Source organism: Pandoraea sp. SD6-2 (assembly GCF_000389825.1).
Classification (GTDB): Bacteria; Pseudomonadota; Gammaproteobacteria; order Burkholderiales; family Burkholderiaceae; genus Pandoraea; species Pandoraea communis.
Window position 1 is genome coordinate 108,277 of record NZ_KB944444.1, and the last position, 13,254, is coordinate 121,530.

The following is a 13,254-nucleotide window of genomic DNA, read 5'->3' on the forward strand; positions in this document are numbered from 1 at the left end:
TACTGTACGTTCATACAGTATTTGGGTGCGAGATGACCCTGCCGCTTTCCTCCTTGCCTGCCGGGCTGTGGCGTGCCAGTGAGCTGGCGCGTTGCCACCGGGCTGGCCACACCACTGGCTTTGCTGCGCTTGACGCCGAATTGCCCGGCGCTGGCTGGCCGCATGGCGCGGTGACGGAATTGTTGAGCGAGCGTCCGGGTATCGGTGAATGGCGGCTGCTGGCACCGGCGTTGCGCGATCTCACGCAGGCGGGGCAGCCGGTGATGGTGATTGCGCCGCCGATGCTGCCGTATGCTCCGGCGCTGGCCGGGTGGGGGATTGATCTGCGCTGGCTTAGTGTCGTGATGCGTCCGGCGCGTCAGACGCGTCCGATGACGGGGGCACGTGGCGGGCGAGGCATGAAGACCGAGGATCGGGACATGCTCTGGTGCGCCGAGCAGGCGCTCAAAAGCGCGTGCTGCGGTGCTGTGCTGACCTGGCTTCCGGCGGCGACGCCCGAGCAGATCCGGCGGCTTCAGGTCGCGGCCGGTGGTGGCGAGACGCTCGCCTGGGTGATGCGCGGACCGGCCGCCATCGCGACGGCCTCGGCGGCACCGCTGAGGCTGGGGCTTACCGTCGCTGAGGGGAGCCGTCTCGGCGTGCAGTTTCACAAGCGCCGCGGGCCGCCTCGTACCGAACCGCTCTGGCTGACGTTGCCTGCACCTTATACCCGTGCCCCGCAACCGGTCACGGGGGGCGCCGACGACGACAGGCCGATGCCCGTCAGGCCCGATCGGGCCCCTTCGCTTGCACCGTCTACGGTGTCTTTGGTTTCTGCTTCCGGAGTCTCGCATGGCTTGCTGGATCGCCCTGCATCTGCCCTGTCTGGCGCTCGAGATCGCCTCTCTGCTCACACGGGCTGACGCGCAGGCCGACACGACGGTCGTGCTCGCACAGTCGCGTGTCTGGCAGGCGAGTGAAGCGGCGCAGGCTGCGGGGGTACAACCCGGCATGCGCCGTGGGGGCGTGTTGGCGCTGTTGCCGCAAGCGCGGTTTCACGATCGCGACGAGGCGGCCGAGACCGTGGCGCTCGAAGCGTTGGCGCTGGCATTGCTGCGTTTCGGTCCGGATGTCGCCATCGCTTCGCCGCAATGCGTGCTGATCGACGTGGCGCCAAGTCTGCGTTTGTTCGGCGGTTTGCCATCGCTGGCGGCGCAGGTGCTCGAGAGTGCCGAGGCGCTGGGTCATCGTGCGTCGATGGGGATTGCCGCTACGGCCAGCGCGGCGGCGCTTCTTGCGTTGTCCGGCGAGCCGGTCATGCCAATGCTGCTGAGGCAGATGTTGCCCCCTGCCTCGACGGATCTCCCGCAACAACTCGATTCGCTTTCGGTGACGTTACTGGCCGAGGCGCAGCCGTGGCTCGACTGGCTCGCGCAAATCGGTTGTGCGACGTTGGGCGAATTACGCGCGTTGCCCTCGGCGGGCGTGCGCCGCCGTTGTGGCGCCGATCTGCCTGCCGCGCTTTGCCGGGCCTATGGCGAAACGCCGGAGTCGCCGAACTGGTATCGCGCGCCGCCCCATTTCGAGGCGGTGCTGCCGCTGCCATCGCTGACCCATGACATCGACGTGCTGCTCTTCGGCCTGCGCCGACTGCTGGCGCAACTCACGGGGTGGCTTTGCGCCGGACAACTGGCCACGCGCGCACTCACATTGGTGCTCGAGCATGAGCCGCTAGGGCGGCAAACGCTGGCGCCGACGCGTTTCGATATCCGTCTCGCCGAAGCGAGTGCCGCGCCTGCGCATTTGTTGTCATTGTGCAAGGAGCGGCTCGCCCGCTCGCCATTGATCGCCCCGGTGCTGACCTTGCGGCTCGACATCACGCAAACGGCGCCGCATGTGCCGCAAAGCGGCTCGTTATTGCCCGAGCCAGGACGTGCCCGGCAGGATTTTGTGCAACTGATGGAACGCGTGGCGGCCCGTCTAGGCGACGAGCATGTGAGGCGTTTGCAGGTGCGCGGCGATCATCGGCCCGAGGCGGCGTTCGTCAGTGTGCCGTACGGGGCGCCGGTACGTGCGGCGCCTGCTGCCGATGGTGCGACGTCCGGTACGAGCCGTCATCTGCCGGATGGCGAGAGGCCGTTGCCACCGCGTCCGGCGTGGCTGCTCGATGCGCCGCAGCGGCTCAGCGTGCAGCAGGAGCGTCCGTGGCGGCAGGGGCCGTTGCAACTGGTGAGCGGCCCGGAGCGTATCGAAGCGGGCTGGTGGGAGCCGGGCACTGTTACGCGCGACTACTTCATTGCGGCCGATACCCAGGGGGCATTGCTGTGGGTGTTTCGTGAGCGTCCCGTGAAAGGGGCGGATGCCGCGTGGTATTTGCATGGTTTGTTCGGCTGAGTCCACGGAGCCCCTGTCTTATGAATGCCGACGATTTCCTGCCATGGCAAGGCCCGACCGAAGGGCTGGCCGCCAACGACGACAGTGCCGATGCGGCGGACTCGCGCGCGGCCGACGACGGCAGCCTGCCCGCGTATGCCGAACTGCACTGTCTGTCGAATTTCTCGTTTCAACGCGGCGCGTCGCACGCGGAGGAGTTGGTCGCGCGCGCGGCGCACCTGGGCTACACCGCGCTGGCGATTACCGACGAGTGCTCGCTTGCCGGCGTGGTTCGCGCACTGGCTGAGGTGATGAAGCATCCCTCGGTGTCGTTGATCGTGGGCAGTGAGTTTCGTCTGACGCCGGAGAGCACGCCGGATGCCCTCGGCACTGTCCATCTGGTCGCGCTGGCGCAGCATCGCGAAGGCTACGGTAATCTCTCCGAGATGATTACGCTCGGTCGCATGCGCGGCCCGAAGCGCAGTTATCGTCTGCATGCACGAGACTTCAGCGCGCCGGCGACCGGGCAAGCGCACCTGCAGGGGCTGCCGGGGTGTCTGATGATTCTGGTGCCGGACGCCGATGCGAGTCCCGAGCGCACGCTGGCGCAGGCCCGTTGGGCGGCGCAAACCTTTGGCGAAGGACGGGTATGGCTGGCGCTGGAGCGCCGTCACCGTGCCGACGAAGACGCGCATCTGGCGCGTCTGCGCGCGATCTCCGCCGAGTGCGGTGTGCCGCTTGTCGCCACCGGCCATGTCCTCATGCATGTGCGCTCGCGCAAACCGTTGCAGGACACGCTGACCGCCATCGGGCTGGGCAGACCGGTGCAGGCTTGCGGGCTTTCGCTTGCGGCCAATGCCGAGCAGCATCTGCGCACGCGGCTGCGGCTCGCGTGGTTGTATCCCCCCGATACGCTGGCCGAGACGGTGGCCATCGCCTCGCGGTGCCATTTCGAGCTGCGCAGTCTGCGTTACGAGTATCCGGAGGAGTTGGTGCCTGCCGGTCATACACCGGTGACGTATCTGCGTCAGGAAGTCGAGGCGGGGGCGAAGCGACGCTATCCGAATGGGTTGCCGCTGAAGGTGCGCAATCTCATCGAGGACGAACTCACACTCATTGGCGATCTCGAGTACGAGCCGTATTTCCTGACGGTCTACGATATTGTGCGTTACGCGCGCAGCCAGAACATTCTGTGCCAGGGGCGCGGGTCGGCGGCGAATTCAGCGGTGTGCTATTGCCTGGGCATTACGGCGGTCAACCCCGACGAAGTGCAGTTGCTGTTCGGACGTTTCCTGTCGAAGGAGCGCAACGAGCCGCCCGATATCGACGTCGACTTCGAGCATCAGCGGCGCGAAGAGGTGATTCAGTACATCTACAAGAAGTACGGCACCGACCGGGCGGCGCTTGCCGCGACGGTGATCTCGTACCGCATGCGCAGTGCGGTGCGCGACACGGGCAGAGCGCTGGGCATCGATCTGTCGATCGTCGAGCAGGTTGCGCAGAGCCAGCAGTGGTGGGATGGCCGTGAGAATCTGCTCGCGCGCATGGCGGCGCAGGGATTGTCGCCCGACGCGCCGACTACCCGGTTATGGGCCGATCTGGTGGCGCGGCTGATCGGTTTTCCCCGGCATTTGTCGCAGCACGTCGGTGGCTTCGTGATCTCGCGCGACAGGCTCTCGCGGCTCGTGCCGATCGCCCCGGCGGCGATGCAGGATCGTTACGTCATTCAATGGGACAAGGACGATATCGAGACGCTCAAGCTGCTCAAGGTCGATGTGCTGGCGCTCGGCATGCTGAGCGCCTTGCGCCGTACGCTCGATCTGCTTGGCGAATGGCGCGGTGTGCCGATGGAACTGGCCGACATTCCGCGAGACGATCCGGCGACGTACGGAATGATTCGTCGCGCCGACACGGTGGGTGTGTTCCAGATCGAGTCGCGTGCGCAGATGAGCATGTTGCCGCGCCTGAAGCCGGACAAGTTCTACGATCTGGTGATCGAAGTGGCGATTGTGCGGCCGGGGCCGATTCAGGGGGGCATGGTGCACCCGTATCTGCGTCGCAAGCAGGGCAAAGAGGATGTGATTTATCCGCGTGAGGAAATCAAGGAGGCGCTTGAGCGCACGCTGGGCGTGCCGATCTTTCAGGAGCAGGTGATGCAGATCGCGATGATCGCCGCCGATTTCACGCCGGGCGATGCCGATCAGTTGCGCCGGTCGATGGCCGCATGGAAGCGCAAGGGCGGGCTGGAGAAATTCCAGACTCGCATCATCAGCGGGATGCTGAAGAACGGTTATCCGCGTGAGTTTGCCGAGGCGATCTGCCGGCAGATCGAGGGCTTTGGCGAGTACGGCTTTCCCGAGAGTCATGCGGCGAGCTTCGCGTTGCTCGCCTACGCGAGTGCATGGCTCAAATGCCATGCGCCGGAGATGTTCCTGTGCGGGTTGCTCAACAGTTTGCCGATGGGGTTCTATTCGGCGTCGCAATTGGTGCAGGATGCGCGGCGGCATCGCGTCGAGGTGCGTGCAATCGACGTTTGCGTGAGCGATGTGGAGTCGCGTCCCGAGGCGCGCATCGGACGGTACGGCGATGCCCGCAGGCCGGCGGTGCGACTGGGGCTGTCGTTGGTCAGGGGCTTGTCTGACGAAGGCGCGAAGGCAATCGAGCGCGCGCGCCGGCAGCAGCCGTTCACCGACATCGACGATCTGACGGCACGGGCGGCATTGTCGCGGCGGGATCTCGACGCGCTCGCTGCCGCCGATGCGCTGTCGGCATTGCTGGGCGGGCGGCGTCAGGCGCGATGGACGGTTGCGGCATGGCAGCCGCCCACGCCGCTGCTGGGGGCGACGGCACTGCGCGACGCAGTGCCGGGCAGTCGCGATGAGCAGGTGACATTGCCGCCGATGCCCGAGGGGCAGGACATCGTGGCCGATTACGCGAGTACGGGACTGACGCTGCGCCGTCACCCACTGCTGTTGTTGCGGGAGAAGCTCACGAGGATGCGGGTACGAACGGCAAGGGAATTGCAGGCCGAGGGCGTGAACGGACACCGGGTACGCACGGTAGGCATCGTGACGGGACGGCAGCGGCCGGGCACGGCCAATGGCACGGTCTTCGTATCGCTGGAAGACGAGACGGGCGTCATCAACGTGATCGTCTGGCCCGATCTGGTCGAGACGCAACGCAAGGCGTTGCTGGCGTCGTCCTTGTTGGGCGTGGAAGGTGTCTGGCAACGCGAGGAGCGTGTGACCCATCTGGTCGCCCATCGCCTGGTCGATCTCTCGTCGATGCTAGGCGAACTCGCCATCTCGAGTCGGAACTTTCACTGAAGGGATGTCGATAGGATGGCGTGATCGCGGGCGCACAGCACGTCAGCCGGGCCATTGCCCCCGGCCGACGTGCCGCCGCGGCATCAATGCGCGGCGTCTGCCTGCTTACCCGCTTCCTGCGCCAGTGCGCTCGCTTCTTCCTCGCTACGCAAGCCGTTGAAGTGGGCGTTGAGCAGCACCGCGCTGATCGAGGCGAGCAGAATGCCACTGTGGAAGAACGGCGCCAGGGCGTGCGGCAGCTTCATGAAGAACTTGTCCGACGCCACCGGAATCATCCCCACGCCAATGCTGATCGCGATGATGTAAAGGTTGTAGCGATTCTTCGAGAGATCCACCGTCGAGAGAATTTTCACCCCGGTGGCCGTGACCATACCGAACATCACGATGCCCGCGCCGCCCAGCACGAACTGCGGTACCGACGCCACCACGTGGGCCACTTTCGGAAACATGCCCAGCACGATCAGGATCAAACCGCCCATCGCACACACCCAGCGGCTCTTGACGCCGGTCACGCCGACCAGTCCCACGTTCTGCGAGAACGACGTGTACGGGAACGTATTGAAGATGCCGCCGATCATCGTGCCCAGCCCGTCGACGCGCAAGCCGCGCACCAGTGTCTTCTGATCCACAGGACGGCCGACGATGTCGCCCACCGCGAGGAACATGCCGGTCGACTCGATGAACGTCACGAGCATCACCAGCGTCATCGTCGCAATGGCAATCGGATCGAAGCGCGGCATGCCGAAATGGAACGGCATGATGAGGCCGAACCACGGCGCTTCCGACACGCTCGCAAACGACACTTTGCCCAGCGCAATCGCCACGATCGTCCCGAACAGAATGCCCAGCAGCACCGCGATGTTGGAGAAGAAGCCGCGCACGTACTTGGTGACGAACAGAATGCACAGCAGTACCGCGAACGACACGCCCAGATAAAGCGGGTTGCCGTAGTCGGGATTGCCGAAGCCGCCTGCCGCCCAGTTGATCCCCACGCCCATGAGCGAGATGCCGATCACCGTGATGACGGTGCCGGTGACCACCGGCGGGAAGAGCCGGAGCAGCTTCCCGATGAATGGGGCGATCAGAATGCCGATCAGACCGGCCGCGATGGTCGCGCCATAGATATCGAGCAGCCCGAGATCGGGGTTCGTGCCGATGGCGATCATCGGCGTGACGGCCGTGAACGTCACCCCCATCATGATCGGCAGACGCAGGCCGAAGATCCAGAGGCCGAGCGTCTGGATCAGGGTGGCAATACCGCAGGCAAACAGATCGGCGTTGATCAGAAAGGCGATCTGATCGACCGACATCTTGAGCGCGCCCCCGACGATCAGCGGTACGGCTACCGCCCCCGCATACATCACCAGCACGTGCTGCAATCCCAGCGTGAACAACTTGGGGAGCGGCAGGCGCTCGTCGACCGGATGCACCGGTAAAGCAGCAGATTGCGTCATGTTTTCTCCTGATCCGACGGTACGATTTGATTTACATGGCGAACCGAGCGTAAATTTTTTACCGGGGCGCAGCGAGTGCAGTCAAAAAGCCGCCGGGCCGGCGACGTCGCTGCCGTGAGCGGCGACCGGCACGCCGTCGCGGCCGAAAACTGCGGTATGGCGACATGTTAAGCCCGCCCGTGCCGCCGTGGTCGAACACCGGGAAAGCCTTATGCCATATGGGGCAGATGCCGCCGGGAAGCCAGCCGCGAGACATCGCGGGCCGGGATCGGCCACGTTCACATCGTCCTGTGCACGGCGGTGAGTGCGGGCGATCCGCTGAGGCTCATATCGAATCCGAAATACTAAAGATTGTGTTTGGCGTATGAATTGCAGAGACACACGGGCGCTGCCCGGCGGCGAATGAACGCGCTTGCCACGACGGAAGATCGACAACGAGACCGACACAGGCCAAACGGAAATGGCCCGGAATATGCCGTCGGCATGGGGAATGGAGAACGGGGGAGCGTCAGCGAAGAAGAGGGGGCGTCAGGGCCCGATGAACGAGGCTTCACTCGCCGCCAGGCTGCCGGGCACCGGCGGCTTGGCGACGCGTGATGGTGCTCAGCGTGCGCCAGTCGTGCCGGATGGCCGGCGGGCGAGCGAATCGGTGGTATTGCCAGTGCTGGCGTTTTGCTGCGCCACGCTCTCGAGCTTGCAGGAGATCTCCTCGCCCATGTGGTGAAGGAATTCCATTTCCTTTGCACCGATGCCGCCCGTGCACAGCGCGCCGCCCCAGTCACCGTAGAGCAGTGCCACGGTCTGGTTGCGCTGGCGAACCGGTAGCAGGAAGAACGACTTCACGTTCGAGAAATGCTGACGGTGCCACATTGGAATACGCGGCACGATGCGCGGCTCGCGGGCATTGTCGATCAGAATCGCCCGGCCGTTGGTCAGCGCCAGATGGAAAACGTCCGGCTCGAAGGCTTCGGGGAACGTCAGGCCGAGCAGCGACTGCACGTCGCGTCCGATGCCGAAGCGCATCTCGAAGACCTTGCTCGCCGATGCGCGCACGAAGGCTGCGCAGTTGACGAAGCCCAGCGACTGGAGGATGGCCTCGAGCGTCAGATTGAGCAGGCCCACGGCGTCGGTCTCGCCGGTGGCGGCCCGCACTTCCGAGAGACCGTCAGCCAGACGCCGCGCCGAGTCCAGTGGCTTGCCCGCCGGCGGTTGACGCGTGTTCGACGCGCCGGTGCTGATCGCGATGAATTCCTGATGGCTCGTGTCGCGTACCATCTCTTCGCCTACGGAAACCACTTCGCCGATGTTCAGCGCGAGGCGTTCGGCATAGCGCTCCGCCAGCTCCGCCAGACGCGCGGGGTCTGCCCCGCGCGTGAGTTCCGTCACCATCTCGTTGGACATGTTCGCCACGGCGCACAGCCAGTCGGCGTGCGAGAGCGGGGCGTCGCCCTCCAGATCGATCGGACGCATGCTCGTCGCGATTGTTTCCGGCAGCCCCCACTTGCGGGCGGCGGCTTCCGAGAGTTCGGGGAACGAGATGCCCAGCACCTGTTCGCAGGCGTCGCTGTCGCTGATGCCTTGTGCGGCGGCGATGGCCTGAATTTCCATCCACTCGTCCGGGAAGCAGTAGGTCACCAGCAGTCGCGCCACGTGGTGCAGCAGCGTGCAGACGACCGCTTCTTCCCCATCGCGGATACCGTTCTTCGCCGTGATGTCGCGCGCGAACGCGCCGGCCAGCGTGGCGCGGGCCAACTCGCGGGCCATGTCGTCGCGATGGGCGGCAACTTCACCGAAACCCTCCAGCAGCTTCAGGCTCAGGGCGAGGTGCCCGATCGTATCGACGCCCAGGATCATGATCGCGCGCGAGACCGTCGTCACGTTGCAGCCGAACGGCGCATACATGGCAGAGTTGGCCAGGCGGATCACTTTCTGGGTGAGGGCGAAGTCCGAGAGCACCGACGACGCCAGGTCGGCCGTGCTTGTATTCTCGCTTTGCATGGCAGACACGATGCCCGTGACCGAGCGTTGCAGCGACGGAAAGTCGCCGCGCTCGGCCATGCGCTGCCACAGTAATTCGAGCGTTTTTTCTTTGGTAAGGCTCATGTCATGGTAGCGGGGATGTCCGGTCAGTGGCCGGCATCCACATTGAGACGCCCGCTCGCAAAGGCCGCCTCGAGTTCTCCCGCAGGCAGGGCTTTCGACACCAACCAGCCCTGGATGGAATGGCAGCCGCGATCGATCAGCATCTGCCGTTGTTCTTCTGTCTCGACCCCTTCGGCGATAGCCGACAGACCCAACTCGCGCGCCAGTCCCAGGACGGCCGTCACGATCGTACGGTCGTTCGGTGACGTGGGCATGTCTTTCACGAAGCTGCGGTCGATCTTGAGCGCGGAGAGCGGGAATCGTTTGAGGTATCCCAGGCTCGAGTAGCCCGCGCCGAAGTCGTCGACGGCGAAACGCACGCCCAGTGTCTGCAACTCGCGCAGCACAAGATTGGCCTGCTCCGGGTCGCGCATGAGCACGCTTTCGGTAATTTCGAGCACCAGCCGGTGACCTTCCACGCCCGAGTCGGCAATCGCTTGCCACACGAGGCTGGGGAACGACGGATGGTGAAATTGCTGCGCCGAGACGTTGACCGACATGTACAGCCCGTCGAGCCGGGTGCGATCCCAGCGCGCGAGTTGCATGCAGGCGGCGCGCAATGCCCAGCCGCCCAGCAGGTTGATCAGGCCATTGGCTTCGGCCAGCGGAATGAATTCGGTCGGCGAGACCGGGCCGAGCGCCGGATGCCAGCGCATGAGCGCTTCGACACCCTTCACGTTCAGTGAAGTCGGGTCGCAGATCGGTTGGTAGTGCAAGCTGAATTCGCCGTTGTGAATCGCCTCGAACATGGCCGATTCCAACGAGAACGCCTTACGGTGCAGATTGCCCAGATCGTCCGTGTAGACGAACAGACCGTTGCGGCCGCGATCCTTGGCGCAGTACATGGCGGCGTCGGCATGCTTGATGAGCAGGCCTGCCGAATCGCCATGTTGCGGGAAAAACGACACGCCGATGCTCGTCGTAAGGTGCAGCAACTGGTCGCCGACCTGAAACGGTTGCTGCACCGCAGAGAGCAGGCGCTTCATGATCCCGCCGAGCGCCTGTTCGTCGTCGCAGCCGGGCAGTATCAGCACGAACTCGTCGCCGCCCATGCGCGCGGCCATGTCCGTCTCGCGAATCTGCGCGATCAGGCGTTGGCCCGCGTCGCGCAGGAGCTGATCGCCCACATCGTGGCCAAGCGAATCGTTGATCTTCTTGAAGCCGTCCAGATCGAGCAGGGCGACGGCGAAGTTCGGGCCGCCTTCACGGGCGTGCTGAATGGCTTCGACGATGCACTGCTGAATGTACTGACGATTGCCCAGACCCGTCACGGGATCGCGCACGGCCAGATCGGACAGGCGCGCTTCGTTTTCCTTGAAGGCGGTGATGTCCTCGCCATGCACGATAAACGATGCGTTCGTACCGGCGATACGTGGCGTGTATTGAGCGATGCGCAGGCGCATCCAGATACGGTCGGTCAGGCCGCGCAACAGGCGCACCGTGCACTGCTGGGGACCGAGCGTCTGGGCCGCGGAGAAGGCGTCCTGCAACATCGGCACGTCTTCGATGCCGGTCAGCTCGAAGAGCGTGGCGTGGTCGAGGTACTCACGTGAGTATTCGAGCAGGCGCAGGGAGGATTCGGCAATGAAAAGGAAGCGGCCATCGGCAGCAACGTGCGCCGAGAGTCCGCCGGTCAGCTCGACCAGCGCCCGGGATAATGCGGGCGCCGGCGCCGGGAGGTTACCCTCGGCGATGACCGGCGCCATGGTCGAAGGTTCGACGAAAGGCACACCGGCTGGGAGTCGATCTGAACTCATTGTTGTTGTCTGTGCATGCATCACGTCGAGCGCGCTGCCGCTCATGTGCTTCCCCGTTCAGGCAAACGCTCTTGGCCGAACCATGGTCCGGCAGGTGTCCGATGGATTGTGGGCCATTATAGCTAAAGACGCCAGCGATTTTGGTCGCCGCAATCCCCGTTTCATGCCGCATTCCACAGGTTTTTCCCTGTGGGTTTTTTTCTGACAAGACATCGGGATTATTTCCTGCGCGGCCGTTGACGTTTGGCCGATAGTCGCCCCAAAACGCCCGCCATCCGGACCTTCCGCACACCGGTGCCCGGTGCGATTCTCCTGCGAGCGTCAGTCTACTCAAGCGCGAAGCACTTTGGGGGGCAGCAATCGTGAATTTTTGTTACTGCAATGCAACATCGCCACCGTCGCGGCCATCCTTGCCGGTGCCGGGCGGCGTGTCGCTCGGGAAGCGGGCATCGACGATCGATGCGGCCGGTTCAGGCGTGGGCCGGGGGCTCGTGGGCGAGCGACCACGCGATGCAGGCGCGAGCCAGTGCTGCCGAGGCGTCCAGGCCGAAGCGTCCCAGCGGGGTTTCGCATGTGGCGAGAGCGACCGGAATTTCGGTGCAGCCGAGAATGACGCGTTGCGCGCCGGTGGCCAGCAGTTGCTCCATCGCCATGGCGAGCGCTTCACCGCCACGACGCACGTCGCCGGCCTTCGTGAGCCGGATGCCTTCGCTCACGAGCGCCTGGTGCGCGAGCGGTTCGGCCGCCTGAACAAATCGGTAGCCCAGGGCCTCGAGCCGCGGCCGGTAGACGTTGGCGTGGTGCGTGCCTTCGGTGGCCATCAGGCCGATGGGGGCGCCGGGCGCGACGCATGTGGACAACTCGCTGGCGACGGCTTCGACCACATCGAGCACCGGCAGCCGGGTGCGGTGACGCAGTGCGTCGAGCCAGGCGTGGGCCGTGTTGCAAGCAATGGCGATGCAGCCGACGCCGGATTGCTCTAGCGCGTGCACACCGTCGAGCATGCCGTCGAGCGGGGAGGCGCCGTCGTGCAGCAGGGCTTCGGTGCGGTCGGGAATCTGGGGAACCGAGTACAGAATGAACGGGATGTGATCCTGATCGCGGCTGGCAGGATGTTGATCGACGATCTTGCGGCAAAGGTCGATGCCGGCGGCGGGGCCCATGCCGCCGAGGATGCCGAGCGTGGCGTGCGAGTTCATGATGATGACAATGGGGGGAGCGGCAGAAAACCGGATCGTGCGTTGTGCGGGAACCGGGGCCCCCGCACAACGCACGGCCCGTCAGGATCAGTCGTAAGCCTTGGTGATCGGATCCTTGAACATGGCGCGCATTTCAGGCGTCATCGGGTAGTTCATGTTCTGGTTCTTCGGCGGAACCGGTTGCGTGAACCACTTGTTGTACAGCTTCTCCATTTCGCCGGACCTTTCCATGTCGGCGATGACCGTGTTCACGACCTTGGTGAACGCCGGGTCGTCGCGACGCAGCATGCACGCATAGTTTTCGAACTGGAGGTTCGGGCCAACCACTTCATAGCCCTTGGCTTCGTCTGTCGACAGTGCGGCGCGCTGGCCGTACAGCAGCGGCTCGTCCATCACGAAGGCCGCGGCACGGCCTTGCTTGACGGTCAGGAAGCCATCCGAGTGTTCCTTCGTCTGAATCAGGTTGAAGCCGATCTCGCCCTTCTTGCCCGAGAGAATACGGTCGGCCGTCGTGCCGGCGGTTGTCGAGATGGTCTTGCCCTTCAGGCTGTTCAGGTCGGTGATGCCCGAGCCCGTCTTGGCGATCATCTTGATCGAGTACAGGAAGATGTTGTGCGAGAAGCCCACTTGCTTCTCACGCTCGAACGTATGCGTGGTCGAACCGCACTCCAGATCGATCGTGCCGTTCTGCATCAGTGCGATACGGTTCTGCGAGGTGATCGGCGTTTCCGTCACTTTCAGGTTCGGCAGATTCAGGTCTTTCTTGACCGCGTCCACGATCTTGAGCGCGATTTCCTGCGAGTAGCCGATCGTCTTGCCGGCATTGTCCGTGTACGAGAACGGAATCGACGACTCGCGCACCCCGAGAGCGATCACGCCGGTGTCTTTGATCTTCTTGAGCGTGCCCGTCAGTTCCTGTGCGCTCGCGGTGTGCGCGAACAGGGCGGCGGCAGCGCTGGCGAGCAGCAGGGGAGCAAACAGCTTCTTCATGGTCTCTGTCCTATCGGAAGTGATGGCACGGTGG

General features: G+C 64.5%; 8 protein-coding genes. 3 read left to right on the forward strand and 5 right to left on the reverse strand.

Going from position 1 to position 13,254, the window contains the following annotated elements:
- Positions 1-32: 32 nt before the first annotated feature.
- Genes imuA through C266_RS13510 form a run of 3 tightly spaced genes read left to right on the forward strand, consistent with a single transcriptional unit; the run spans position 33 to position 5,678 of the window.
- Complete coding sequence (imuA, locus tag C266_RS13500; protein ID WP_010805904.1) at positions 33-902, forward strand: translesion DNA synthesis-associated protein ImuA; 870 nt, start codon at positions 33-35, stop codon at positions 900-902.
- Positions 832-2,373 carry a DNA polymerase Y family protein gene (locus C266_RS13505; protein ID WP_010805905.1) on the forward strand — a complete coding sequence of 514 codons (1,542 nt, stop codon included), beginning with the start codon at positions 832-834 and terminating at the stop codon, positions 2,371-2,373. Before imuA ends, C266_RS13505 begins: the two co-directional genes overlap by 71 nt.
- A 20-nt stretch (positions 2,374-2,393) precedes the next feature.
- On the forward strand, positions 2,394-5,678 hold the full coding sequence (locus C266_RS13510; protein ID WP_010805906.1) for an error-prone DNA polymerase: 3,285 nt from the start codon (positions 2,394-2,396) through the stop codon (positions 5,676-5,678).
- A gap of 83 nt (positions 5,679-5,761) precedes the next feature.
- On the opposite strand, the gene C266_RS13515 is transcribed toward C266_RS13510, so the two are convergent.
- The 5 genes from C266_RS13515 to C266_RS13535 form a co-directional block, all read right to left on the reverse strand.
- Entirely contained in the window at positions 5,762-7,132 is a 1,371-nt protein-coding gene (locus C266_RS13515; protein WP_010805907.1) for a nucleobase:cation symporter-2 family protein, read from the reverse strand.
- A gap of 603 nt (positions 7,133-7,735) precedes the next feature.
- Complete coding sequence (locus C266_RS13520; protein WP_010805908.1) at positions 7,736-9,235, reverse strand: HDOD domain-containing protein; 1,500 nt, start codon at positions 9,233-9,235, stop codon at positions 7,736-7,738.
- Positions 9,236-9,258: 23 nt separating this feature from the next.
- Entirely contained in the window at positions 9,259-11,031 is a 1,773-nt protein-coding gene (locus C266_RS13525) for a bifunctional diguanylate cyclase/phosphodiesterase (RefSeq protein ID WP_036662980.1), read from the reverse strand.
- 470 nt (positions 11,032-11,501) lie between these two features.
- Complete coding sequence (locus C266_RS13530) at positions 11,502-12,230, reverse strand: aspartate/glutamate racemase family protein (protein ID WP_010805910.1); 729 nt, start codon at positions 12,228-12,230, stop codon at positions 11,502-11,504.
- Positions 12,231-12,317: 87 nt separating this feature from the next.
- Complete coding sequence (locus C266_RS13535; protein WP_010805911.1) at positions 12,318-13,220, reverse strand: transporter substrate-binding domain-containing protein; 903 nt, start codon at positions 13,218-13,220, stop codon at positions 12,318-12,320.
- Between the last annotated feature and the right edge of the window lie 34 nt (positions 13,221-13,254).

Excerpts from the sequence above, each read along its gene's own strand:
- imuA (WP_010805904.1), top strand. The coding sequence starts at position 33 with ATGACCCTGCCGCTTTCCTCCTTGCCTGCCGGGCTGTGGCGTGCCAGT.
- C266_RS13505 (WP_010805905.1), top strand. The coding sequence starts at position 832 with ATGGCTTGCTGGATCGCCCTGCATCTGCCCTGTCTGGCGCTCGAGATC.
- C266_RS13510 (WP_010805906.1), top strand. The coding sequence starts at position 2,394 with ATGAATGCCGACGATTTCCTGCCATGGCAAGGCCCGACCGAAGGGCTG.
- C266_RS13515 (WP_010805907.1), bottom strand. The coding sequence starts at position 7,132 with ATGACGCAATCTGCTGCTTTACCGGTGCATCCGGTCGACGAGCGCCTG.
- C266_RS13520 (WP_010805908.1), bottom strand. The coding sequence starts at position 9,235 with ATGAGCCTTACCAAAGAAAAAACGCTCGAATTACTGTGGCAGCGCATG.
- C266_RS13525 (WP_036662980.1), bottom strand. The coding sequence starts at position 11,031 with ATGAGTTCAGATCGACTCCCAGCCGGTGTGCCTTTCGTCGAACCTTCG.
- C266_RS13530 (WP_010805910.1), bottom strand. The coding sequence starts at position 12,230 with ATGAACTCGCACGCCACGCTCGGCATCCTCGGCGGCATGGGCCCCGCC.
- C266_RS13535 (WP_010805911.1), bottom strand. The coding sequence starts at position 13,220 with ATGAAGAAGCTGTTTGCTCCCCTGCTGCTCGCCAGCGCTGCCGCCGCC.